The organism is Salinicola sp. CR57, from assembly GCF_003206585.1.
GTDB lineage: Bacteria > Pseudomonadota > Gammaproteobacteria > Pseudomonadales > Halomonadaceae > Salinicola > Salinicola lusitanus.
In genome coordinates, this window is sequence record NZ_PZJL01000004.1 from 331,178 (window position 1) to 356,435 (window position 25,258).

At 64.5% G+C, this 25,258-nt stretch carries 19 protein-coding genes; 7 read left to right on the forward strand and 12 right to left on the reverse strand.

The genetic code is table 11. The features are described 5' to 3' along the window. Positions 1-112 precede the first annotated feature (112 nt). The gene (locus tag DOM56_RS06235) at positions 113-760 is read left to right on the forward strand and encodes a TetR/AcrR family transcriptional regulator (RefSeq protein ID WP_110598083.1); all 648 of its coding nucleotides are present in this window, start codon (positions 113-115) and stop codon (positions 758-760) included. Here DOM56_RS06235 and DOM56_RS06240 read toward each other — a convergent pair. From DOM56_RS06240 to DOM56_RS06250, 3 genes are read right to left on the reverse strand one after another with little or no spacing between them, the layout of a single operon-like run. Beyond that, positions 752-2,986 carry a xanthine dehydrogenase family protein molybdopterin-binding subunit gene (locus DOM56_RS06240; RefSeq protein ID WP_232822201.1) on the reverse strand — a complete coding sequence of 745 codons (2,235 nt, stop codon included), beginning with the start codon at positions 2,984-2,986 and terminating at the stop codon, positions 752-754. The two genes, DOM56_RS06235 and DOM56_RS06240, sit on opposite strands and share 9 nt — an antisense overlap. Then, positions 2,983-3,996: a xanthine dehydrogenase family protein subunit M gene (locus tag DOM56_RS06245; RefSeq protein WP_110707983.1), complete on the reverse strand. Its 1,014-nt coding sequence runs from the start codon at positions 3,994-3,996 to the stop codon at positions 2,983-2,985. The genes DOM56_RS06240 and DOM56_RS06245 overlap by 4 nt, the downstream gene beginning before the upstream one ends. Further along, entirely contained in the window at positions 3,993-4,538 is a 546-nt protein-coding gene (locus tag DOM56_RS06250) for a (2Fe-2S)-binding protein (protein ID WP_110598085.1), read from the reverse strand. The genes DOM56_RS06245 and DOM56_RS06250 overlap by 4 nt, the downstream gene beginning before the upstream one ends. Positions 4,539-4,928: 390 nt before the next feature. On the opposite strand from DOM56_RS06250, the gene DOM56_RS06255 reads away from it, so the two are divergent. Continuing rightward, positions 4,929-6,647: a Na+/H+ antiporter gene (locus tag DOM56_RS06255; RefSeq protein ID WP_110707984.1), complete on the forward strand. Its 1,719-nt coding sequence runs from the start codon at positions 4,929-4,931 to the stop codon at positions 6,645-6,647. A gap of 79 nt (positions 6,648-6,726) precedes the next feature. Further along, a complete protein-coding gene (locus DOM56_RS06260; protein ID WP_198655695.1) occupies positions 6,727-7,239 on the forward strand; it encodes a DUF302 domain-containing protein in 513 nt (170 codons plus the stop codon). A 109-nt stretch (positions 7,240-7,348) separates the two neighbouring features. On the opposite strand, the gene DOM56_RS06265 is transcribed toward DOM56_RS06260, so the two are convergent. The 3 genes from DOM56_RS06265 to DOM56_RS06275 are packed head-to-tail and all read right to left on the reverse strand — an operon-like array spanning position 7,349 to position 11,272. Then, positions 7,349-9,574: a xanthine dehydrogenase family protein molybdopterin-binding subunit gene (locus DOM56_RS06265; RefSeq protein ID WP_110707985.1), complete on the reverse strand. Its 2,226-nt coding sequence runs from the start codon at positions 9,572-9,574 to the stop codon at positions 7,349-7,351. Between the two features lie 22 nt (positions 9,575-9,596). After that, entirely contained in the window at positions 9,597-10,583 is a 987-nt protein-coding gene (locus DOM56_RS06270; protein ID WP_110707986.1) for a xanthine dehydrogenase family protein subunit M, read from the reverse strand. Beyond that, positions 10,580-11,272: a (2Fe-2S)-binding protein gene (locus tag DOM56_RS06275; protein ID WP_110707987.1), complete on the reverse strand. Its 693-nt coding sequence runs from the start codon at positions 11,270-11,272 to the stop codon at positions 10,580-10,582. Before DOM56_RS06275 ends, DOM56_RS06270 begins: the two co-directional genes overlap by 4 nt. A gap of 345 nt (positions 11,273-11,617) precedes the next feature. On the opposite strand from DOM56_RS06275, the gene DOM56_RS06280 reads away from it, so the two are divergent. Next, positions 11,618-12,388, forward strand: a complete 771-nt coding sequence (locus tag DOM56_RS06280; RefSeq protein ID WP_110707988.1) for a MipA/OmpV family protein — start codon at positions 11,618-11,620, stop codon at positions 12,386-12,388. Positions 12,389-12,454: 66 nt separating this feature from the next. Here the strand turns inward: DOM56_RS06280 and nadA are convergent, their stop codons facing one another. From nadA to polA, 3 genes are all read right to left on the reverse strand, one after another. After that, positions 12,455-13,504, reverse strand: coding sequence for a quinolinate synthase NadA (gene nadA, locus DOM56_RS06285; RefSeq protein WP_110707989.1), 1,050 nt, complete (start codon positions 13,502-13,504; stop codon positions 12,455-12,457). Positions 13,505-13,517: 13 nt separating this feature from the next. Next, positions 13,518-14,933, reverse strand: coding sequence for an NADP-dependent phosphogluconate dehydrogenase (gene gndA / locus DOM56_RS06290; RefSeq protein WP_110707990.1), 1,416 nt, complete (start codon positions 14,931-14,933; stop codon positions 13,518-13,520). A gap of 152 nt (positions 14,934-15,085) precedes the next feature. After that, positions 15,086-17,881: a DNA polymerase I gene (polA, locus tag DOM56_RS06295; protein ID WP_110708073.1), complete on the reverse strand. Its 2,796-nt coding sequence runs from the start codon at positions 17,879-17,881 to the stop codon at positions 15,086-15,088. A 165-nt stretch (positions 17,882-18,046) separates the two neighbouring features. On the opposite strand from polA, the gene DOM56_RS06300 reads away from it, so the two are divergent. From DOM56_RS06300 to speA, 3 genes are all read left to right on the forward strand, one after another. Beyond that, positions 18,047-18,358, forward strand: coding sequence for a DUF2782 domain-containing protein (locus DOM56_RS06300; protein ID WP_232822202.1), 312 nt, complete (start codon positions 18,047-18,049; stop codon positions 18,356-18,358). Positions 18,359-18,501: 143 nt separating this feature from the next. Further along, positions 18,502-19,458 (forward strand): homoserine kinase, encoded by a 957-nt coding sequence (locus DOM56_RS06305; RefSeq protein WP_110707992.1) that lies wholly within the window; start codon positions 18,502-18,504, stop codon positions 19,456-19,458. A gap of 172 nt (positions 19,459-19,630) precedes the next feature. Continuing rightward, a complete protein-coding gene (speA, locus tag DOM56_RS06310; protein WP_110707993.1) occupies positions 19,631-21,541 on the forward strand; it encodes a biosynthetic arginine decarboxylase in 1,911 nt (636 codons plus the stop codon). Between the two features lie 92 nt (positions 21,542-21,633). Here the strand turns inward: speA and DOM56_RS06315 are convergent, their stop codons facing one another. From DOM56_RS06315 to DOM56_RS06330, 3 genes are all read right to left on the reverse strand, one after another. Beyond that, positions 21,634-22,296 (reverse strand): fumarylacetoacetate hydrolase family protein, encoded by a 663-nt coding sequence (locus tag DOM56_RS06315; protein WP_110708074.1) that lies wholly within the window; start codon positions 22,294-22,296, stop codon positions 21,634-21,636. Positions 22,297-22,504: 208 nt separating this feature from the next. Then, positions 22,505-23,455: an ectoine hydroxylase gene (thpD, locus tag DOM56_RS06320; protein ID WP_110707994.1), complete on the reverse strand. Its 951-nt coding sequence runs from the start codon at positions 23,453-23,455 to the stop codon at positions 22,505-22,507. A gap of 646 nt (positions 23,456-24,101) precedes the next feature. After that, positions 24,102-24,431: a hypothetical protein gene (locus DOM56_RS06330; RefSeq protein ID WP_157958176.1), complete on the reverse strand. Its 330-nt coding sequence runs from the start codon at positions 24,429-24,431 to the stop codon at positions 24,102-24,104. Positions 24,432-25,258: the final 827 nt, after the last annotated feature.

Here is a 25,258-nt window from a genome sequence, read left to right on the forward strand (position 1 = left end):
TTTTGATGCGGGAACTGCGCGCCCAACCAATGTGTAGTGTAGACTACACTATCTTCTTGAAAACGCCACCGCGTATCGAAAAAATCAAGCCTTGCCGGCACGAGGGAAAACCATGTCATCGCCACGCCCCCAAGACTCCCCCCCGACCACCGCGCGGGGCCGTCAGCGTCGGGATGCCCTGCTCGATGCGGCACAGCAGCTGTTTCTCGAGCATGGCTACGGCCAGGTCAGCGTCAACGACATCGTTGGTCGCGCCGGCGGTTCACTGTCCACCCTCTACCGCCACTTCGGTAACAAGGAAGGCCTGTTCCAGGCCATGGTCGAACGCCGCTCCCATCATATCTACGGCACCCTGACCGACGAGGGGGTCGACGAGCTGGCCATCGAAGCGGCGCTCCAGCGACTCGGCATCGACCTGCTGGTCAAGGTCATGGGTGAGGAAACCCTGGGCATCTACCGCGAAGTCGTGGCCGAGAGCCCCCGCCAGCCGCAGCTGGCCCGGCTGTTCTTCGATGGTGGCCCCGGTCGCGTCCGGCTCGCTCTGGCGGACTACTTCGAGCGTCGGGTGCAGCGGCGACTGATGCCGGCCTGCGACACCGTCGAGCTCGCCGGCATGTTCCTCGGCATGCTGCTGGGTGAATGGCATCTGATTCGCGTGCTGCAACTGAAATCGCCGCCCTCACGGGCGGCGATCGAGGAGCGGGTGACACGCTGTGTCGACCTTTTCCTGCATGGCGTCCAGGGCCTTCCGTCACGATGACGCCAACAACGCCTCGATGGTGATCGGCAGGTCGCGATGGCGCTTGCCGGTGGCGTGGTAGATCGCATTGGCGATCGCCGACGCCACGCCAGTCAGGCCGATCTCACCGACGCCACGACCCCCGAACTCGTTGTGCTTGAAGTCCGGGTAGTCGAGCAGCTCGACGTCGATCTCCGGCGCATCGGCGTGCGTCGGGACGATGTAGTCGGCCACGTTGGCGTTGATCAGCCGCGCATCCCGCGGGTCGTAGTCGAGCTTCTCGAGCAGGCCCATGCCGACGCCCATGACGATGCCGCCCTCGACCTGGTTGCGCGCCGTCGGCGGGTTGATCGCCCGGCCGATGTCGATCGAGGAGACCACCCGCGCCACGCGCACTCGGGAGATTTCCGGGTCGATACGGACCTCGACGAAGTGCGCGCCGAAGGAGCGGAAAGCGTACTCGCTTCGCTCGTCTCCGGGGGCGGCGCTGCCCTGACCGTTGACGCTCGACAGCTTGCTGGTCTCGAGGATCTCCTCGAAGCTCACGCGGCGCTCGCCATCGGTGAGGCCACCCGCTTGTGCGGAGAGCGAATCGGGGTCGCTGCCTTCGAATGCGCCGCCACTGCCCACTGCCACTTCCTTGATCGCATCCAGCGCGTCGCGCGCTGCCGCCGCCACGGCGGGCAGCACCGTCGCCGTCGCCATGGAGCCGCCGGAGAGCGGCCCGGCCGGCAAGCTGGTCTCGCCCAGCTTGACCTCGATGCGCGAGAGCTCGGCGCCGGTGAGCTCGGCCACGGCTTGGGCGACGATGGTGTAGGTGCCGGTCCCGATGTCCTGGGTGCCGCAGGCGGCGAACAGCGAACCGTCGGCGCGCAGCTCGACCCGCGCTTCGCACGGCTGACGTCCGGCTGACCAGGTGCAGGAAGCCATGCCGTAGCCGATGATCTCGTCACCGTCGCGCATCGAGCCGATGACCGGGTTGCGCTGCTCCCAGCCGAAGCGCTTGGCAGCGCTGGTCAGGCACTCGTTGAGATGCTTGCTCGACCATGGCAGCCCGCTCGCCGGGTCCTGCTCGGCGTTGTTCTTCAGCCGCAGCTCCACCGGATCCATCTCGAGCGCCACCGCCAGCTCGTCCATGGCGGTTTCCAGCGCGAAGATGCCGGAGACCTCGCCCGGCGCGCGCATCGGGCACGGCGTGCCGTGATTCACCTCGAGCACGCGCTGGCTGGTCGAGACGTTGTCGCAGGCGTAGAAGCTCGGCGTGGCGCTGCCGCAGGTGTCGACGTACTGATGCACCAGCGAGGTCTCGGTGGTGCTGTCATGGATCACCGAGGTGAGCTTGCCGCTGCGATCGGCACCCAGGCGGATACGCTGGCGCGAGGCGGGCCGATTGCCGCCGCTGGTCATGTCCTGCTGGCGCGGCAGCACGACCTTCACCGGCCGGCCGATCATCCGCGCCGCCACCGCGGTGGCGACCGAGTGGGGCCACATGAACAGCTTGTTGCCGAATCCGGAGCCGATGTAGTGCGAGATGACTTCCAGATTCTCCTGGGCGAGCCCGAAGACCCGCGCCATGGCGTTACGCTGGAAGAAGACGCCCTGGGTCGATTCGTGCACCACCAGCCGCTTGCCGGCGTCGCGCCACTCGGCGAGGGTCGCGTGCATCTCCATCTGCAGGTGGCTTTCGGCGGCGATGTGGTAGGTCGAGTCGACCTTGACCTCGGCACCGCCGAATGCCGCTTCCGGATCGCCCCGGGTGCTGCCGGCGCTCTCCTGCAGCGTGCCTTCGGCCTCGCTCTGCAGCAGGCTGACGACGGCACCGCGCTCTTCACGATAACGGGCAACCACGCGTTGGGCCGCGGCCCGCGCCTGCTCGAAGGTCTCGGCGACGACGAGGGCGACATACTGGCCGTGGTAGTAGATGCGCTCGTCCTCGAACGGCAGGCGCACCTCGTTGACCATGTCGCCATGGGCCATGGAGTTGGGCGAGCGATGCAGCGTCTCGAAGTGGCCGTGATGGAAGATGTCCACCACGCCCGGCATCGCGCGGGCGGCATCGAGGTCGAGGGACTCGAGCACGCCATGGGCGATGGTGGCCGGCACCGGGTAGCCGTAGAGCATGCCGTCGACGTGGAGTTCGCCGGTATAGCCGGCGCGGCCGGTGAGCTTGAACTCGCCGTCGATGCGCGGGGTGCGCTGGCCGACGACGCGGGGCTTGTCGAAGTCGGGTCGGGTCATGTCGTTCATGCCTGGCTCTCCTGTGTCTCGCTCGCCGGCTTGTCGCCGCGGGCCGCATTGCGCAGCGCGCGCACGATCGCCTGACGCGCCAGGGGGATCTTGTAGCCGTTGTGCTCGCGCGCCTGGGCCTCCTTCAGGGCGATGTCGGCGGCGCGCTCGAAGCTCGTCTTGTCGGCGGTCTGGCCGACCAGCGCCGCCTCGGCATCGCTGCAGCGCCACGGTTTGGTGGCAACGCCGCCGAGCGCGAGGCGCGCTTCCCGAATCGTGTCGCCGTCGAGCACCAACTGGGCCGCGCAGGAGGCAAGCGCGAACTCGTAGGAAGCACGGTCACGCAGCTTGAGGTAGTGCGAACCGGCGTTTTCCAGCGGCGCGTCCAAGGTGATCGCGGTGATCAGCTCACCATCGGCCAGATCATGCTCGATGTGCGGCGTGTCGCCCGGCAGGCGGTGGAAGTCGGCGAAGTCGACCTCACGTTCACCGTCGGGCCCCTGCAGCGTCAGCGTCGCGCCGATGGCAGCGATACCGACGCACATGTCCGACGGGTGCACGGCGATACAGGCGTCGCTGCCGCCGAGCACGGCGTGCATGCGGTTGATGCCGTCCATCGCATCGCAGCCGCTGCCCGGCTCGCGCCGGTTGCACTTGGCCGCCGGGTCGCGATAGTAGGGGCAGCGAGTGCGCTGCATCACGTTGCCGGCGGTGGTCGCCATGTTGCGCAGCTGCGTCGAGGCCCCCGCCAGCAGCGCTTCGGAGAGCACCGGATAGTGCGACTTGACCTCGGGGTGGTGGGCCAGGTCGGTGTTGGTGACCAACGCGCCGATCTTGAGCCGACCGTCGTCGAGCCGCTCGACCCGCTTGAGCGGCAGCGCGTTGATGTCGACCACGTTTTCCGGCTTCAGTACGTCGAGCTTGATCAGATCGAGCAGCGTGGTGCCACCGGCGACGAAGGCCGCATCGGGCATCGTTCGATGGGCGGCATGGTCGACGCTATCGGCGCGGGAGTAGGCGAAGGTTCTCATGCCGCTCCCTCCTTGCGCGTGGCGTCGTAGCCCAACTGCGCGCGGGATCTCTGGATCGCCTCGACGATGTTCTTGTACGCCCCGCAGCGGCAGATATTGCCGCTCATGGCCTCTTTCACCGAGGCGTCGTCGGTGCCGATGCGCTCGTCGTTGAGCAGCGCGGTGGCGGACATCATCTGGCCCGGCGTGCAGTAGCCGCACTGGTAGGCGTCGCACTCGAGGAAATTCTGCTGCACCGGGTGGAGTTCGCCGTCGCGGGCGAGCCCTTCCACCGTGGTCACCTGTTGGCCTTCGCACATCACGGCAAGGCGCAGACACGAATTCATCGCCTGGCCGTCGACATGCACGGTGCAGGCGCCGCACTGGCCATGGTCGCAGCCCTTCTTGGTGCCGCCGAGCCCGAGCTGCTCACGCAGCACGTCGAGCAGCACGGCGTTCGGCGCGACTTCGAGGGTGCGCGGCTCGCCGTTGAGCGTGAAATTGAGCGTCTGGGTACCGAGAGTCTCTGGCACCCGGGGTCGGGAATGCACGGAATCATCCATCTTGCCGGCTCCTCATCGGGGATCTAAACGGTGACGACACGGCGCGTCACTGCGCCTCGTCACGGTCGTTGTCAGGTGTCGTCTTCGCAGGTCGAGAGACGTAGAGCATTGTCTCGCTCTCTCGGTCACGGGCCTGAACCACAAATCGTCGCGGTACCCGCCCGTCGTCAATGGCCACCTACGGCTATGCGACGGCTCGGCCTGTCTGTCACGGAAGCGTCGGGTAGCCGATGTTGTCAGGACATCGATGCCACCCACCGACAACAGCATAGTCACGTCACCATGATCTCGCCCGAGCCGTCGGCGGGAAATTTTGTCGCACCGTACCGCAACGGGTTCGACATCCGTTAAGCTCGGCGGCTAACGAGTTCACACCGGTCGACCGGATCGATGAATACGCTGCTACTAGTTCTGATTTTACTGCTGGTCGCCTCGGCGACCGGCGTCATCACACGCTTCGTCCCCACGCTCCCGACCCCGTTGATACAGATATTGCTCGGTGCCCTGCTGGCATGGCCGGCATCGGGGCTGCACGTCGAACTCGAGCCGGAGATATTCCTGCTGCTGTTCATTGCGCCACTGCTGTTTTCCGATGCTCGCCGCTTCCCCCAGCGCGAGTTCATGATCCTGCGCGGCCCGATCCTGGCGCTGGCATTGGGACTGGTGCTGTTCACGGTGGTCGGGGTCGGCTACTTCATCCATCTCCTGTTCCCGACGCTGCCGCTGGCGATCTGCTTCGCCCTGGCGGCGATCCTCTCGCCCACCGATGCGGTGGCAGTATCGTCAATCTCCGGCCGCCTGCCGGTACCGCCACGATTGATGCGCATCCTCGAGGGGGAGTCGTTGATGAACGACGCCTCTGGCCTGGTGGCGTTCAAGTTCGCCGTCGCGGCAGCGCTGACCGGAACTTTCTCGCTGACCGACGCGGCCGGGAGCTTCCTGCTGATCTCGATCGGCGGTCTGGTGGTCGGCGGGTTGCTGGCCTTCGGTTTCAATTTCCTGCGCACGCGACTGATCGAGCGGCATCTCGGCGAGGCCACCACGGTACAGGTCATCCTGCTGGTGCTGCTGCTACCTTTCGCCGCCTATCTGCTGGCCGAGCATCTCGGCATGTCCGGCATCCTCTCCGCGGTGGCCGCCGGCATGGTGATGAATCGTGCCGACATCAAACGCGTCGGCCAGCTCCACACCCGCATGCAGACCCAGGCGGTGTGGGAAATGCTCGAATTCGTCCTCAACGCGCTGGTCTTCCTGCTGCTGGGATTCCAGCTGCCGGCGATCATCAGCGCCGCGCTGGATCACTCGCTGCACGACATCGGCGACTTCGAATTCCTGCGCCTGCTGGGTTACGTGGCCGCGATCTCGATCGCCCTGCTCGCTTCACGTTTCGCCTGGATCTGGCTGGCCCGGGAAGTGGGTCGCGGGCTCACCAGGCTGAGCGGCTTTCTCGGCGGACGGCCGCGGCTGCCCTCGCCGGACAGCGGTGGCCGTGTGCCGCTCAAGCTGATGCTGGCGGCAACGCTCGCCGGTATTCGCGGCACCATCACCCTGGCGGCGGCGTTGTCGCTGCCACATGTCATGGCTGATGGCACCCCCTTTCCCGCCCGCGAGCTGCTGATTTTCCTGGCGACCGGCGTGATCCTGTTCACCCTGATCACCGGCAGCATCGGCCTGCCGCTGGTGCTGAGAAATCTCAAGATCCCGGCCGATACCCATGAGTTCGAGGAGGAGCGCAAGGCCAGAATCGCCGGCGCCGAGGCCGCCATCTATCGCATCGAACGCTACCACCACGATCGCACCGGCGAATTCGCCCGCGACAAGACCAACGACGAGACGATCATCGCCTTCAACGACATCAGTTCGCAGTTGATGAGCTATTATCGCGAGCGTCTGACCCTGCACTCGACGGAGACGTCGACGCCGCAGCTCGCCGCCCTGCGCCAGCTGGAGCGCGACACTCGCCTGGAAGCGCTGCGCGCCGAACGCCGCGAGTACTACAAGCTGCGCCAGCGCGACCGCATCAACGACAGCGTGCTGCGCAAGCTGGTCCGCGAGGTCGACCTCGCCGAAGCAGCGCTGACCGGAGACCAGGGTGCAGCGCATCACTGATCGGCACGCTGAACACGCAAGCTCGAGCGACAGCCTCGAGTGCCACTACCGAACGACATCCTCGATCCGGAGACGAGACATGCCCCGACCGTTCTTCCGCCAACTGCGCCTGGCGCTGATCACCGCCGGCCTGCTGGGTTTCACCGCCAGCGTATCGGCGCAGGCGACACCGCCGGCCGAATCCGTACAGGAGACGCCCTCCGTTCCCGGCATGATCGTCGCCAAGAGCGACGCTGGCGTGCACGAAACCGCCATCCGCCTCGCCGAACAGGCGCGAACCAGCGGCATGACCGTATTCGCCCGCGTCGATCACCGTCAGGGCGCGATGTCCCGCAGCATGGCGCTGTTGCCCAACGAAGTGGTCATCTTCGGCGATCCCAAGGGCGGCACCCCGCTGATGCAGTGCGCCCCGACCGCCGGCATCGATCTGCCGATGAAAGCCCTCGTCTGGCAGGATAACGATGGCCAGACCTGGCTCGGCTACAACGACCCGGCGTGGATCGCCCAGCGCCACGGCGTCGCCGACTGCCCCGCCGTCAAACCGCTCCAGCAAGCGATGCAGAAGCTGGTCGAAGCGACGCTGCAGGAGTAGTTTCGAAGGGAAAAGCCACCGCGCCCGTCGGACATGATTGCCTGACAGACGCGGCGGCTTTCGTTGACGCGGGAGCGATCACCTCACGAAGATCTTGCCCTTCGTGGCGTCACGCGCTCCGTGCCTGGGGCACGTCATCCATCAGCTTGTCGAGGGTGATCGGCAACTCGCGGATGCGCTTGCCGGTGGCGTGATGGACGGCATTGGCAACGGCCGCTGCCAGACCCGTGACGCCGATCTCGCCGATGCCACGGGCGCCATACTCGTTGAACGCCAGATCCGGATAGTCGAGCAGGATCACGTCGATCTCCGGCTGATCGGCATGCACGGGAACCACGTACTCGGCGTAGTCGTTATTGACCGGGCGAGCGTTGCGCTCGTCATATTCGGTGGCCTCGAACAGCCCCATGCCGATGCCCATGACCACGGCGCCTTCGACCTGATTGCGCGCGGTGGTCTCGTTGATCACGCGGCCGACATCGATCGCGCTGACCACGCGGGCGACGCGCAGACGCGAGATGCCCGGGTCCCAGCGCACTTCGACGAAGTGGGCCCCAAAGGAGCGGTAGGAGTATTTCGAATCCGCCCCTTCGGTATGCGCCTCGCCATCGGCGCTGCCGTACCGGCCCGCCTGGAGGATGTCGGCGAAACTCACCTGCTTGCCATCGGCGTTGCGCAAGCCGCCATCCGCGACCTCCAGATCGTCGCTGGAGGCCCCGGCAAAGACCCCGTTGCTACCCGTGGCATAACGCTTCATTTCATCGAGCGCGTTGCGCGCGGCTCCGGCAATGGCCGGCAGCGTGGTCGCCGTCGCCCAGGAGCCGCCGGAAACCGGTCCATCGGGGTAGGAGGAGTCGCCGAGCTTGACGGTAATGCGATCGATCGGAATGCCGGTCACGTCGCTGACCGCCTGTGCCACGATGGTGTAGGTGCCGGTGCCGATATCCTGGGTGGCGCAGGAGGCAAACGCGGTGCCATCGGCGCGAATCGAGACCCGCGCGTCGCAGGCCATCTTGAGCGCTTCCCAGTTGCACGCCGCCATCCCGTAGCCAACGATCTCGCGGCCCTCTTTCATGCTGCCGACTTCCGGCTTACGGTCGGCCCAACCGAACCGTTCGGCGGCCCGCTTCGTTGCCTCGACGATATGGTTGCTCGAGAACGGCAGGTCTTTGCTCTCGTCGCGCTCGGCGTAGTTGTCGAGACGAAACTGCACCGGGTCGATACCCACGGCGTCGGCCATCTCGTCGATCGCCGACTCCAGCGCGAACAACCCGGGCGCAGCGCCCGGGGCGCGCATCGAGGTGGGCGTGCCGCGATTCACCTGGGTCGTCTCGTGGCTGACGGTGAGGTTGGGACAGCGATAGAGGCTCTTGGTGACGCTACCGCAAGTCTCGACGTACTGATCGGTGTAGGAGGTCGTGTTGATCGACTCGTGCCGCAGCGACACCAGCTTACCGTTGTCGTCCGTCGCCAGACGCAGGCGCTGACGCGTTTCCGGCCGATGCCCGGTCGTGGTGAACATCTGCTGGCGCGGCACGACGAGTTGAACGGGACGGCCGAGTTCCCGAGACACTGCCGCCGTGGCGATGGCGTGCGGCCAGGTCCACAGCTTGCTGCCGAAGCCGGAGCCGATGTAGGGCGCGTGTACGGTGATCCGCTCCGGCGGAATGGCGAATATCTTGGAGAGCGCGTTTCGTGCCACCACCACCCCCTGGGAGGCATCGAAGATCGTCAGGTCGCCGTTGTCCCACCACGCCGTGGAGGCGTGCATCTCCATCGGATTATGCGTTTCCACCGGCGTGCGGTAGGTCGCATCGATGGTGGTCGCCGCGCCGTCGAACGCCGACGCCGCGTCACCGCGATCGTGATTGCCGCTGCCCGCCTGGGTTCCATTGGCCTCGACACCCTGATCCAGATTGGCCACGGCCTTGTCCGCCGCGTAGGTCACCTTGACCCGGCGTGCCGCCGCTCGGGCATTCTCGAAGGTGTCCGCGACGACCAGCGCCACGAACTGACCGTCGTAGTAGACGCGCTCATCCTCGAACGGCAGCCGGGTCTCTTCGACCTTGTTGCCCTGCGCGAAGCTCGACGGCGTCCGGTACAGCGACGGGAAGTGGCTGTGGTGGAAGATATCGATGACGCCCGGCATCTTGCGGGCTTCGTCGACGCTCAACTGCGAAACCTTGCCACTGGCGATGGTGCTGAAGACGCCGTAGCCGTAGGCCAGGTTGGGTGGCAGGTTGTCGGCAGCGTAATTGGCACGTCCGGAGAGCTTGTCCGGGCCATCGATGCGCGCCACGCCTGCGCCGATGATGCTTTGCGGTTTGTCGCTCATGGTCGATTCTCCTCGCGGGCGATCAGGCGGCGGTCAGGTCGGAAAGATTGCGCACGATGGCCTGCTGGCCGAGCGGAATCTTGTAGCCGTTCTGGGAGTAGGCGATGGCATTCTCGAAAGCGAGCTTTGCGGCCTCGGCAAAGAGTCGTTCGCTCGCCGACTTGCCCTTGAGTGCAGCCTCCACCTCCGGTGCCCGCCACGGCTTGGTGCCGACGCCACCCATCGCCACGCGGGCATCCGTAATGGTGTTACCATCCATCTGCACGATCACCGCGCTGGAGGCGAGCGCAAACTGATACGACTGGCGGTCGCGCAGCTTGAGATAGCCCGAGCGGCTACCGTCGAGCGGCGCATCCAGCACCACATGGGTAATCAGCTCGCCCGGTTCCAGCGCATGTTCCCGTGCAGGGGTATCGCCAGGCAGCAGATGGAAGTCGGCGAAATCGATCTCGCGGACGCCTTCTGGCCCCTGTACTTCGATGGTGGCGCCGATGGCGATCATGGCGACGCACATGTCCGAGGGGTGCGTGGCGATGCAGTCATCGCTGGTGCCGAGCACTGCGTGAACGGTGCGGTTGACGCCGCCGATCGCCGCGCAGCCGCTGCCGGGCTCGCGCTTGTTGCAGTCGGAGACGCCATCGCGGAAATAGGGGCAGCGCACCCGTTGCATGACGTTGCCGCCGGTAGTGGCCTTGTTGCGCAGCTGGGTCGAGGCACCGGCCAGCAGGGCCTGCGAGAGTACGGCGTAATCCTCGACCACGCGCTCGTCACGGGCCAATGCCGTATTGGTCACCATCGCGCCGATACGCAGGCGGCCATCGTCCAGGCGCTCGATCTCGTCGAGCGCGACACCGTTGATGTCGACGATCTTGTTCGGCTGCATGACGTCGAGCTTGACCAGATCCAGGAGCGTCGTACCGCCGGCGAGAAAAGAGACCTCGCGGTCGCTCCCGTGGGCTGCCACCGCCTGCTGCGCGCTCTCGGCGCGAGCGTAGTCGAAATGTCTCATGCGTTGCCTCCCTTCACGGCGCCTCGAGCTGACTGGATCGCCGCGACGATGTTCTTGTAGGCGCCGCAGCGGCAGATATTGCCGCTCATTGCCTCGCGCACGTCGGCGTCACTGGTGCCGATGGAGTCGTCCTGGAGAATTGCCACCGCGCTCATCATCTGGCCCGCCGTGCAGTAGCCGCACTGATAGGCGTCGTGCTCGAGAAACGCCTGCTGGATCGGATGCTGCTGGCCGTTCTTCTCCAGCCCTTCGACGGTCGTGACCTCGTCGCCGTCGTGGGTGACCGCCAGGCTGAGACAGGAGTTGATCGCGGTGCCGTTGACCAGGATCGTGCAGGCGCCGCACTGGCCGTGATCGCAGCCCTTCTTGGTCCCGGTGAGGCCGAGACCGTGGCGCAGCGCATCGAGCAGAATCACGTTGGGGGTCACGTCCAGCTGATGACGCTGGCCGTTGACGGTCAGCGTGATGCGCTGCGAGCCCTCGGCAGGCGGGGCATCGATCTGGGTCTGCGGCTGGTCCGGCGACCCGGCATAGCTCACCTGGGAGAGCGCCGGTGCTGCCGCCACGACCAGGCCGGAAACACCTGCCGTCTGCAGAAAGCGCCGGCGGCCCGGAGAGGGTGGCTGGGTCGAGTCGTTTCCGGGTTCGTAGATATCCACGCCCGTGCTCGATCGTCGGTTGTCGTCCATGGAATCATCCTCATCAGTTTTCCGCCCGATCCTTTTCGTTATCGCTATCGAGATCGTTCGTGTCGGGCGCGCCTCATGCCGCCCGCGCGCATGGGAGCCCGCAAGGTAGAGGCAGGCAGCGAGAATTCGCTGGCCGGGAAGTCGGGTAGGCGCCGTCGTGTCAGGCGACGGCATCACAGTCAACTTAGAGGAGGATAGCGGCGGTCGCAAAGCGGTGGATGGCATTCAGGAGTATTCCGCCGCGATCGTGGAGGAATGGGCATGAGGCTGCGCCGACAGGCTGGCCTTTTTACCTACACTACCGTATGTTTTTGCCGAACCCGCTTCGTTACAGGGATACGAGACATGACTGCTCCACGGAATGGCATCTGGTTGCTGGCAATCGCCGGTGGCCTATCGATCAGCGCCTCGGCCGCCGCCGCCCAGCCCGAATGGGAAGGTACCGTCGGCGCCGGAGCGATCTATAGCCCGGATTACCTGGGTAGCGACGACTACGAATGGAATGCCTGGCCGTCGCTGGATGCCACCTATGGCGATACGTTCTTCATCAGTGTCACCGATGGCATTGGCTGGAACGTGATCAAGCAGGACAACTGGCGGGTCGCGCCGTTCATCGGCTACACCTTTGGCCGCGACGACACCGGCGACATCGATGATCTCGACCAGGTCGATGGGGGCGCTACCGCCGGGCTGCGCGTCAGCTACCTCGACGACGCCTGGCGCTACAGTGCCGCCGCCGAGACGCCCTTCAGCGGTGATATCGACGGCTATCGCGTCAAGTTCAAGGCGACTCATATCACCAAGCTCGGCGAGCGAACGGTCTTTACCATCGGGCCTCGCTTCGAGTACACCAGCGCCGCCTGGACCGACGACATGTTCGGCGTTTCGAATCGCGAGAGCGCGCGTTCCGGTATCAACGCCTACGATCCGGACGACGGCTACTTCGCCATCGGTGGCGACGCCTCGCTGAGCTACTACCTCACCCGGCAGTGGTCGATCACCGGCCTGGTCGGCGTCTCGCGCCTGACCGGTGATGCCAAGGATAGCCCGATCGTCGACGATCTCGGCGATGCGACCCAATGGCGGGCGGGTGCTTTCGTCAATTATCATTTTTAGATCGTAGAGATATAAAAACGCCCGCCCCGNNCGGGGCGGGCGTTTTGGTTTCTCATCGGAGCAGATCTATCGGCGCTTCAGTTCGGCGCCGAATTCCAGCATGCGATTCAGCGGTATCAGCGCCTGGCGTGCGATTTCGGGATCGACGTGAATCTCCTGGCCACACCCGTTGGCGTCCTCCAGCACCGCCAGCGTGTTCTCCAGCCCGTTCATCGCCATCCACGGGCAGTTGGCGCAGCTTCTGCAGGTGGCGCCATTGCCCGCCGTGGGCGCGGCCATGAAGGTTCTGTCCGGCATCAGTTGCTGCATCTTGTAGAAGATGCCGCGATCGGTGGCGACGATGAAGCTGGGGTTGTCGAGCTTCTGGGCCGCACTGATCAGCTGCGAGGTGGAGCCGACCACATCGGCGATCTCCACCACCGAGGCCGGTGACTCCGGGTGCACGAGCACCGCGGCCTGCGGATGCAGCGCCTTGAGATCGAGAATCCCCTTGGCCTTGAACTCATCGTGGACGATGCACTCGCCCTCCCAGCAGAGCACGTCGGCCCCGGTTCTCTCCCGCACATAGTTGCCCAGATGGCGATCCGGCGCCCACAGGATCTTTTCGCCCTGCCGGTCGAGATGATCGATCAGTTCCACCGCGATCGAAGAGGTCACCACCCAGTCGGCACGCGCCTTTACCGCCGCCGAGGTGTTGGCGTAGACCACCACGGTGCGTTCCGGATGCTGGTCGCAGAAGACGGAGAAAGCGTCCGCCGGACAGCCGATGTCCAGCGAGCAGGTCGCCTCCAGCGTGGGCATGAACACCCGCTTTTCCGGGCTCAGGATCTTGGCGGTCTCGCCCATGAAACGCACCCCGGCGACGATCAGCGTGGTCGCCGGGTGATCCTTGCCGAAGCGTGCCATCTCCAGCGAGTCGGCGACGCAGCCACCGGTCGCTTCCGCCAGCGCCTGGATCTCGGGATCGGTGTAGTAGTGCGCGACCAGCACCGCGTTACGCGCCTTCAACTGCGCCGCAATGCGCTCCCGATAGTGCGCCTTGGCGCCCTCGTCGAGCGTCTGCTGCGCATGGCCCGCCAGATGCTCGCGCACGCGATCCCGTTCCAGTTCCGCCATCGCTTCGTCTCCGTCAGTCCTGCAGCCACTCGGTGTGGAAGGTCCCGTCGCGATCGACACGCTTGTAGGTGTGAGCGCCGAAGAAATCGCGCTGGGCCTGAATGAGATTGGCCGGCAGTTTCTCGCTGCGATAGCTGTCGTAGTAGGCGATCGCGGAGGAGAACGTGGGTACCGGAATGCCGCTCTGGACCGCATGAGCGATCACGTCCCGAAGCGCCGATTGATAACTGCCGGCGATATCGCCGAAGTACGGCGCCATCAGCAGGTTCTTGAGCTCGGGATTCTCCTGATAGGCGTCGGTGATCTTCTGCAGGAAGCGCGCACGGATGATGCAGCCGGCGCGGAACAGCTTGGCCACTTCGCCGTAGTTCAGGTCCCAGCCATGATCCTCGGAGGCGGCGCGCATCTGGGCGAAGCCCTGGGCGTAGGAGGCGATCTTGCTGAAGAAGAGCGCCTTGCGCACCTTCTCGATGAACTCGGCCTTGTCACCCTCGAGGGTTTTCTGCGCCGGGCCCTTGAGCACCTTGGACGCTTCGACGCGCTCCTCTTTCAGCGCCGAGATGAAGCGCGCGAAGACCGACTCGGTGATCAGCGGCAGCGGCACGCCGAGGTCGAGCGCGCTCTTGCTGGTCCACTTGCCGGTACCCTTCTGCCCCGCCGAGTCGAGGATGATGTCGACCACGTCGTGATCGCTCTGATCATCCTTCTTGGTGAAGATCTTGGCGGTGATATCGATCAGGTAGCTGTCGAGCTCGCCCTCGTTCCAGTCGCTGAACACCTCCGCCAGCTCGGCATTCGACAGGCCCAGCGAGCCCTTGAGGATCGCGTAGGCTTCGCTGATCAGCTGCATGTCGCCGTATTCGATGCCGTTGTGGACCATCTTGACGTAGTGGCCGGCGCCATCCGGGCCGACATAGGCCACGCAGGGCTCGCCGTCGTCGGCGCGGGCGGCGATCTTCTCGAGGATCGGCGCCACCATGTCGTAGGCTTCCTTCTGCCCGCCCGGCATGATCGACGGCCCTTTCAGCGCGCCCTCCTCGCCACCGGAGACGCCGGTGCCGATGAAGTTGAAGCCCGCCTCGGAGAGCTCCTTGTTGCGGCGAATGGTGTCCTCGAACGGGGTGTTACCGCCGTCGATCAGGATATCGCCCTGGTCGAGATGCGGCGTCAGCGACGCGATCGTCTTGTCGGTGGCATCGCCCGCCTTGACCATCAGCAGGATGCGCCGCGGGGTCTCCAGCGACGCCACGAACTCCTCGACGCTGTAGAACGGGACCAGCTTGCTATCGGGGTTTTCCTGCATCACTTCATCGGTCTTCTCCCGCGAGCGGTTGAAGATCGATACTGTGTAGTCGCGGCTTTCGATGTTGAGCGCCAGGTTGCGCCCCATGACGGCCATGCCGACGACACCGATTTGCTGTTTGGCCATTACCTTGTGCTCCTTGCGAAAATAAAGCCGTCACGCGGCGATAACGATGACAGTAGTGTAAGCCACAGAGGCGAATCATCCGAATCGCCTACGATTTTCCGATTTCACGCTGCGAAGTGGGAAGCGCTGAAGACGTGCATTCATGTGCTCCCCTAGTGGGCTTCGTCCCAGTTCGCTCCACTATTGGCATCGACGATCAGCGGGACATTGAGTTCGGCCGCATCCTGCATCCGGCCCCGGATCGCGACGAGGAAGTCGTCGACCTGACTCTGCTCGACCTCGAACACCAGTTCGTCGTGCACCTGCATCACCATCCAGGCGTCGAACTCGGCCTGGCCCTTGGCCGGGCTGAGCCAGTGGTGCACGTCGATCATGGCGAGCTTGATGATGTCCGCCGCGGTGCCCTGCATCGGCGCGTTGATCGCGGTGCGCTCGGCGGCCTGGCGCCGGGCGTGATTCTGGGCCTTGATCTCCGGCAGGTAGAGCCGGCGGCCGAACACGGTCTCGACGAAGCCGTCCTCGCCGGCCTGGGCGCGGATATTGTCCATGAACCTGGCAACGCCCGGGTAGCGGTCGAAGTAGCGATCGATGTAGACCTTGGCTTGCTTGGCCTCGATATGCAGCTGCCGGGAGAGCCCCCAGGCACTCATGCCGTAGATCAGGCCGAAGTTGATCGCCTTGGCGCTGCGCCGCTGATCCGCGGTGACCTTCTCCAGCGACACGCCGAAGACTTCGGCGGCGGTGGCGGCGTGGATGTCGCGGTCGTTGGCGAAGGCATCGAGTAGACCCTTGTCGTCGGAGAGATGCGCCATGATCCGCAGCTCGATCTGCGAGTAGTCGGCAGCGACGATCCGATAGCCATCGCGGGCGACGAACGCCTGGCGAATCTTGCGCCCCTCCTCGGTACGAATCGGGATGTTCTGAAGGTTGGGATCGGACGACGACAGGCGCCCGGTGGCGGTGACGGCCTGGTGGTAGCTGGTATGCAGCCGATTGGTCGCCGGGTTGACCAGCCGCGGCAGCTTGTCGGTGTAGGTCGACTTGAGCTTGGTCATGCCGCGGTGGGCCATGATCAGCTTGGGCAGCGGATAGTCCAGCGCCAGCTCCTCGAGCACCGCCTCGGCGGTACTCGGCGCCCCCTTGGGAGTCTTCTTGATCACCGGGATCTTCTGCTCCTCGAACAGGATCTCGGCGAGTTGCTTGGGCGAGCCCAGGTTGAACTCCTTGCCGGCGAGTTCGAAGGCCTCGGTCTCCAGCTCGCGAATCCGCCCCTCGAGCGCCTGGCTCTGGGTGTGCAGGCGCGTGGCATCCAGTGCCACGCCGTTGCGCTCCATGTGCGACAGCACCGGAATCAGCGGCCGCTCGAGGGTATCCAGCACCTCGGCGAGGCGGCCGGCATCTTCCACCTTCGGGCGCAGTTCCCGATGCAGGCGCAAGGTGATGTCGACGTCTTCACAGGCGTAAGGCACGGCTTCTTCGAGGGCGATCTGGTTGAAGGTGAGCTGCTTGGCCCCCTTGCCGGCGATCTGCTCGAAACTGATGGTCTTCTCGCCGAGATATTTGAGCGCCAGCGAGTCCATATCGTGGCGTGTCGCCGTGGAGTTGAGCACGTAGGACTCGAGCATGGTGTCGTCCAATGCGCCAGCGACGCGAATCTCGTAGTTCGCCAGCACCGAGATATCGTACTTGAGGTTCTGGCCGATCTTGCCGATCTTCGGATCCTCCAGCAGCGGTTTGAGCGCCGCCAGCACGCCGTCGCGTTCGAGCTGCGCGGGCGCATCGAGATAGTCGTGGCCGACGGGAATGTAGGCCGCTTTACCCGGCTCCAGCGCCAGGCCGATACCGACGATCGCGGCTTCCATGTAGTTGAGGCTGGTGGTCTCGAGATCGAAACAGAACGTCTCGCTGGCCTTAAGCCGCTCGAGCCAGCTGTCGAAGGCGGCCTGGGTCAGCACCGTTTCGTCTTCCCGACTGGAGGTGGCAAGCGCGGCGTCTTCCTCGATCTCGCCACTGGCCGCCTCGCCAAGCTTCGCCCGGCTGCCGCTCTGGACGTCATCGACGCCTTCGTCCTTGCCCTCGAGCAGCTCGGTCAGCCAGTTCTTGAACTCGAGCCGCTGATAGAGCGACTTCAGCGCCTCGCGATCCGGCTCGGCCAGATGCAGGTCGTCGAGCCCGACCGGCAACTCGCAGTCGGTCTTGATCGTGGCCAGCTCGTAGGAGAGGTAGGCTTGCTCACGATTCTCTTCAAGCTTCTTCGGCATGGTCTTGGCGCCGCGGAAGCTCAGCGTGGTGACGCGCTCGAGATCGGCGTAGATCGCGTCCAGACCACCCCCGATGCCCTGGAGCAACCCCAGCGCGGTCTTCTCGCCGACCCCGGGCACACCCGGGATGTTGTCGACCTTGTCCCCCATCAGCGCCAGGTAGTCGATGATCAGCTTGGGTGGAATGCCGAACTTGGCCTCGACCCCGGCGACGTCGAGGGTCTCGCCCTTCATGGTGTTGACCAGCGTGATGTGCTGGTTGACCAGCTGGGCCATATCCTTGTCGCCGGTGGAGATCACCGCATCGCGACCACGATCCGTCGCCAGCCGCGCCAGCGTGCCGATGACGTCGTCCGCCTCCACGCCCTCGATGCACAGCAGCGGCAGGCCGAGCGCCCGGACGCAGTCGTGCAGCGGCTCGACCTGCGGGCGCAGGTCGTCCGGCATCGGTGGCCGGTGCGCCTTGTACTCGGCGAAGATCTCGTCGCGGAAGGTCTTGCCCTTGGCATCGAACACCACCGCCATGGGGCTCTGCGGATACTGCTTGATCAGGCTCTTGAGCATCGCCAGCACGCCGCGAACGGCGCCAGTGGGCTGCCCATCGGACGTGGAAAGTGGCGGCAGCGCGTGAAAGGCGCGATAGAGATAGGACGATCCGTCGACGAGGACGATGGGGGCATCTGCCATGAGCTGCATGATCCGTGGCTGGCTTTCGATGGACTCATGATACGCAAGCCTCGGCTCGGCGTCAGGGCGTTCGCCCCCCCCTGCGCCAGTGGGGTGGAAAGCGATACACTGGGTTCATCCGTATCCCCGGGAGCCTGTGCTCCAAGACCCGCGAAGGAGTCCGCCATGTCACGATGGCCGCGAATGACCTCAAGATCGCGAACGACGGCACCGCTGGCGAGCCTGCTGATGGCGCTGCTGATCGCCGGGCCGGCGCTGCCCGCGCTGGCACAGCCCGCGGAGCAGCCCAGCATCACGTCGCAGCAGGACGGCCAGCGCACGATCGACGAGTACCGCGTCAACGGCAAGCTCTATGCGATCCGCATCGTGCCCGCCAGCGGCAAGCCCTACTTCCTCTACGACGACAACGGCGATGGCGACTTCACCCGCGTCGAGGCACCCAGCGTTGCGGTACCGGCGTGGGTCGGACAGGAGTGATGCCGGCAACGAACCACGGCGTTTTGGTCCGAGGTGCCCGCGGTTCGGCACGATCACCGGCCGGTGCCCGATAGCCGGTAGGAGAGCGCTCCGCGAGCCGCTACAATGCGCGCTGCCTTTTTTACCCTGACGACCGAGATCCCATGGCCGTATTCACTCCCTTGAGCGACGAACAGGTCGCCGATTTCCTCGAACGCTACACCGTCGGTCGCCTGCAAACGCTCAAGGGTGTGCCGCACGGTACCGAGAACAGCACCTTCTTCGTCACCACCGACCAGGACGAATGGGTGCTGACGCTGTTCGAGCAGGGGGAGTTCGAGGATCTGCCGTTCTTCGTCGATCTACTGGACTATCTGGCCGCACGGCAACTGCCGGTGCCGGGGCCGGTCCACGATCGCGACGGTATCGCCCTGCAGCGCCTGGCCGGCCGGCCCGCCCTGCTGTTCCCGCGCATGCCGGGCAGCCACCCCAGCGCCCCGAACCTGGCCCAGTGTGCCGCACTCGGCGATGCCCTGGGCCGGATGCACCAGGCCTCGCAGCGTTTCACCGGCCAGCGCACCAATCCGCGCGACCTCGACTGGTTGACACGGCGCCATCGCGAGGTACTGCCGTTCCTGTCCGACGACGATCAGGCCCTGATGCGTCGCGAGATAGCCGATTACGCCAACGCCTTCGGCGGCGTCGAGCTGCCGACCGGTGCCATCCATGGCGACCTGTTCCGCGACAACACGCTCTACGAGGGTGACCGGCTCGGCGGCATCATCGACTTCTACAATGGCTGCACCGGGGAGCTGCTGTTCGACCTGGCGATCGTGATCAACGACTGGGCCAGTGACGCCGACGGCAGCCTGAACGTCGCGCGCCATGACGCGATTCTGGCCCCTTACCTGAAACATCGACCGCTCTCCGACAGCGAGCGCGAACTGTGGCCGACCATGCTGCGGATGACGGCACTGCGCTACTGGCTCTCGCGGCTGCTGGTGATCCATGTCGATCCGCCGGCCCACGACATCACGCCCCATGACCCGGCGCGCTTCCGCACGCTGCTGGGCAGACGGCTCGAGGCCGCGCCCCCCGAACTCCCCGATGCCATCGCCTGAGCCGGTGCTGCCGGACGGACGTACGACGTCAACCACTGTACCTCTGACGACTTTCGACTAGCTTTTCCCTGACATCGAGGGTCGTGATCGTCATAATGCGCGCGAAAATGCGTTCCCGGCCCACCGTCATCGTTCACGCCGGGTGTCCACCGCCGGTCGATCGGAGAGCGTCATGAAGCATTCTTCCCCCGCCGCCAAGGCCCGCCGTACCTACAATATCGATCAATGGGGCAGCGGCTATTTCGATGTCGACGACCAGGGCCGCACGCTGGTCCGGCCACTGGGCAGCGAAACCCCTGGGCCGACGCTGGTACTCGACACCCTGGTCGATCGCCTGCGCGAGGCCGGATTGCGCCTGCCGGTGCTGGTGAGATTCATCGACATCCTCCACGACCGCGTCGAGCAGCTCTGCATGGCCTTCGACCGGGCGATGAAGGAGGAGGACTACCAGAGCAGCTATACCGCGGTCTATCCGATCAAGGTCAACCAGCAGCGGCGCGTGGTCGAGGAGATTCTCGCCACCCAGGAGCGTGGCCATGGCAGGGTCGGCCTGGAAGCGGGCAGCAAGCCGGAGCTGATGGCGGTACTGGCGCTGTCCGGCGACGAGGGCTCGTCGCTGATCGTCTGCAACGGCTACAAGGATCGCGAGTACATCCGCCTGGCGCTGATGGGGGAAAAGCTCGGCCACAAGGTCTACCTGGTGGTCGAGAAATACTCCGAGTTGAGCCTGATCCTGGAAGAGGCCGAGAAGCTCAAGGTCAAGCCGCGTATCGGCCTGCGCGCCCGGCTCTCCTCCGTCGGCAAAGGCAAGTGGCAGGATACCGGCGGCGAGAAGTCCAAGTTCGGCCTCACCGCCAGCCAGTTGCTGGCGATCACCGAACGGGTCCGTGACGCGGGCGCGCTGGACAGCCTGCAGCTGGTGCACTTCCACCTCGGCTCGCAGATCGCCAACATTCGCGATATCCAGCGCGGCCTGCGCGAGTGCGCCCGGTTCTATCACAGCCTGCGCGAACTTGGCGCGCCGATCGACACGGTCGACGTCGGCGGCGGCCTCGGCGTGGACTACGAGGGCACCCGCTCCCAGAGCTTCTGCTCGATCAACTACTCGATGCAGGAGTACGCCACCAACGTGGTGTGGGCCTTCCGCCAGATCTGCGAAACCCACGACCTGCCGCACCCCCAGTTGATCTCCGAATCCGGCCGGGCGCTGACCGCGCACCACGCGGTGCTGGTCACCAACGTGATCGGCGAGGAGCGGCTAGGACACATCGAGCCGGAGCGCCGGGTAGAGGGCGATGCCCATGTTGCCGAACTGTGGCGCGTCTACGACCGTCTCGAAGGCATGCGCGAACCGCGGGATCTGGTCGAGGCCTATCACGACGTGGTCCAGGCGGTGGGGGAACTGCAGGATCGCTTCGTGCTGGGGCTGGCCAATATGCAGGCCCGGGCCGAGGGGGAGTCGGTCTACTTCGCCGCTTGTCAGCGCCTCCATCAGCGCCTCGACAGCCGCAACCGCGCCCACCGGGAAATCGCCGACGAGCTGGCCGAGAAACTCGCCGACAAGCTGTTCGCCAACTTCTCGCTGTTCCAGTCGCTGCCGGATGTCTGGGGGATCGACCAGGTGTTCCCGGTGCTGCCGTTGACCGGTCTGGATCGCGAGCCGACACGTCGTGGCGTGATCCAGGACATCACCTGTGACTCCGATGGCCGCATCGATCTCTACGTCGACGGCCAGGGGCTCGAGACCACCCTGCCGCTACCGGAGTGGGACGACGACGACGACAAGCTGCTCGGCCTGTTCCTGGTCGGCGCCTACCAGGAGATCCTCGGCGATCTACACAACCTGTTCGGTGATACCGACTCGGTGGACGTGGCGCTGGATGCCAACGGCGAGTGGCGGCTATCGCACGTCCAGCAGGGCGACGCGGTCGCGGACGTGCTCGGCTACGTCAACTTCGATGCCGAGGCGCTCAAGCGGAAACTCACCGAGCAACTGATCGCCAGCCCGCTCACCGTCGAGGAGCGCGAGCTGTTCGTGAGCGAGCTGTCGGAAGGTCTCAGCGGCTATACCTATCTGGAGTGACGGGCCGCGAGAGCAAGATGGTCTCCGGCAAGAGAAGAGCGCCAGCGGNNCTGGCGCTCTTCGTAGCCCGTAGCCCGTAGCCCGTAATGGCCTTATCGCGTACGCGTGCCCACATCCAGGCCCAGCGACAGCGATAGCCCGAGAACGGCATCGCGCGGGAGCTGGCCGACGCCGGAAGGCGTGCCGGTCAGGATCACGTCGCCTGGCTCGAGAGTAAAGGTCCGGGTCATCTCTTCGATCAACGCCGGCATGTCGAACAGCATGTCGCTGGTCTCGCCGCTCTGCTGGCGCTCGCCGTTGATATCGAGATGGAACGTGATCGCGCCCCAGTCGATCTCGCCCTCCACCGGTACGAAACGCGAGATCGGGCAGGCGCCGTCGAAGGCCTTGGCCCGCTCCCAGGGGTGCCCTTTTTCCTTGAGCCGCGACTGCACGTCGCGCAACGTTAGATCCAGCGCCAGGCCGACCCCGGCCACGCCGCTCATTGCCTCTTCCGCGCTGACCCGACTCAGGCGTTTACCGATCAGCAGCGCCAGTTCAGTCTCGAAATGCACCTCGCCGTGGCTGAACTGCCTCTCGATCGGCTCTTCCAGTTCGACGGCACTGGTCGGGGGCTTGATGAACAGGATCGGCGAGGTGGGAACCGGATTGTTGAGCTCCTTGGCGTGTTCCGCGTAGTTGCGCCCCACGCAGAGAATCTTGCCCAGCGGCAGGCCGGTCTCGAGACCGTCGACGAATCGGGTGGTAAAAGGCATGTCGAACTCCAAAGTCATGACGATGAACGTGACCGACCGTTCGACGACTCGACGTTCGCGTCGAAACGGCAACCTCCAGACACAAGAAGCCGCCGCTGGCGGCAACTCATCGAGTCTACCTCCAACGGCGGCTTATTGGCATTAGATCGGCCCGGGCCTGGGTATCGAGCGAAAAGCTCGAGGCCACGGGACGGCGATCACCACTGCCTCAGTGGGTACCCTGCTGCGGCGTCCATACTTCGTCCGGCTGGTGGGCCAGGAACAAGGGCCGCTGTTTCCTGGCGCCGAAAGGCTGGACACAGGCGTTGTCGCGACGGTTGTAGACGAAGAACGCATTGCTGCGCGGATCCGGTGACATGTTGGCATTGGAGCCGTGCAGCGTGTTGCAGTCGAAAAGCAGCAACCCGCCAGCGGCACCGGTCGGCGCCTCGATACCACGCGCCTTGATCAACTCACGCAGCGCATCGTTGCTCGGTACCCCGAGCTCCTGCTGTTTCAACGACTGCTTGTGGTTGTCATCCGGCGTTTCACCGAGGCAGTGCACGAATACCTTGTGCGAGCCAGGGATCAGCATCAACGGGCCGTTGAAATGATGGTTGTCCGTCAGCACGATGGAAGCGCTGACGGCGTGCATCTCCGGCATGCCATCTTCGGCGTGCCAGGTCTCGAAGTCCGAGTGCCAGTCGAAGCCCTTGCCGTGGAAGCCGGGCTTGTAGTTGATACGCGACTGGTGCACATAGACGTCGCCACCGACGATCTGTCGGGCACGGCCCACCATGCGCTCGTCTTCCGCCAGCTCGGCAAAACGCCGGGACAGGTGGTGGACGGCGAACAGCGAGCGAATCTCGTGACTCTGCGGTTCCGTGATCGAGAAGTCCCGGTCTCGGAAGTCGTCACGATCCAGCATGGAGGCCAGCTCGGCGCGCAGGGCGTCGAGTTCCGCCTGGCCCAGAAAGTTGGGTTCGAACAGGAAACCGTCACGCTCGAAGCGATCCAGTTGCTCGCCGTTCAGTGGGCCATCGAGATGGCGCCCCTTGACGACGTCTTCCTGACGCTGTTGCCAGAGCGCGTCCTGCGGCTGGCGCAAGCGTGTCGGATAGCGATCCTGCTTCGTCCACGTGGCGTTTCGGTTTTTGGGGGATGCGGTCTGTACTGACATCCAATCACCTCCAAGTTTGTGATCAGGGTTCAGATCCAGTCCTAGGTGCAAAGCGCCATATGAGATGAGGCGCCGCACGACACTTGATTAGGAAAGGGTCAAAGGATCCTCAGTTGTCTTTCAGTGGGATACCTATCCTAGAAAAGAGCCGAGGGATTTCAACCTCGATGTCTCTCGTCCAGAGACGCCACGGTGACACTCACCGATCACGCCAACGATAACGTAAATCAAGTAATCCTGAATTATCCACGGCGGAAAATGGGGCGGAAAAGCGCGGGGCAACACGCTATTCATCATCGCGTCATACGCGCCGGCCACACTACGGCCCACGAAACGACGATGACCCAACCTCCACCCTCTCCAGAGGTGCGCCATGATTCGCGTCACGCTCGATCTCACCTGCTCGATCTGCGACCACGACCAGTTCTACCTCCCGGTGCGAGCCGACGAGAGACAACAGGTCCGGTGCGCCAACTGTACGGCGTTCAAGTGTTACTCCGCGGATCTGGAGAAAGCGATGATCGCCCTGTCTCGCGACAGGAAACGACGTTCTGGACAAGAGCGGGCCAATGCCGCATGACAGCGGTGCATCTTTAACAGGCAAGGCGCCTCGAGATTAGCTAGTGAAAGGTCAACGCCGCGACGATCAGTCCGATTCCGGTAATCTGCGCGCAGTCTCGTCGGGAAGGTCAACCCGGGGCGATCGGGATACCGGCAGTTGCGGGGCCGTGGGCTCCCAGTCGTGGTAGGGCCGCATCGGCTTGACGACCTGGTCGCGATAGAAGGAAACGAACGGCTCCGCGATCAATGGCGGGTCGGCCTTGGGCACGTCCCCGAAACGACAGCGGAAATTGGCACACGCCGGGGAAGCCGCGGGATTCGCCTCCGCGCTACCGCTGGCCATGGCGCCAGGACTCGAGCCCAGACCCGCGCCCGTCACACAGATGACGGTCAGTAAGCATCCAAGCGTTCTCATGGCATTCTCGCTTCGAGCTGGAATCGCGACGAAAAACCCGATTGTAGAGAGAGCCTCGCTCCGCTGCCGCCTGAAAGGCGTCATACTCGGAGCGCGAAAAGCGTGAGTCATCGCTAAGCGATCACCACCCCATCGCCAGTGCAGCGAGTCGCGACGATGCCTCGCCAGGCGGTTGATCAACACTGCTTCGCATCAGCCGGCAGCCGGTCGCAACCGGGAAAACGCGTATGACCACCCAGCGATGGAGCTCGGCGTGGCCGATCACCGCGATCCCTACGAAAGTATCTGAAATTTCTTTCGCTCCAGGACTACACTTTCTTTGTTTCTTGTCGTTAACTTATGTTAACTAAGCAGTAACAGCGGCCGTAGGTCAGTTTCCAGAGGCGACCATGAACGACGTCCTCTCGGAAACGACCAAAGATCGATTTCTGGTTGCTTCCCTGCGGCCGCTTCGACCCGGCATGGCAAACGGTCCTCACTGACGGTTTTCCATCGCCGGGTTTCTTTTGACCGTTCCTCTCTTCCCGAAAATGACAGCCCTAGACACTCACCGGAGCAGCCAGCCAGACCCGCTCATCGATTTCAGACAGCACCTAGTGCTACCGAGTGTAACGGCGAATCGAACACCCGGATGATTTTAATAAGTATCTTACTGTTTTTATTAATTAATTTGTTATGTAACTTTTGTTTTCATTTTACCTATCCCCTTTCTGCCATATAACGGCCACAATGTTTCCCCATGCACTGCTCGGACGGAAAACACCCCGTCCAGTTGCAACTGGGTTCATGGTCACAGTTCGCAGGGAGCAGCATCTTCAGGCCCGTAA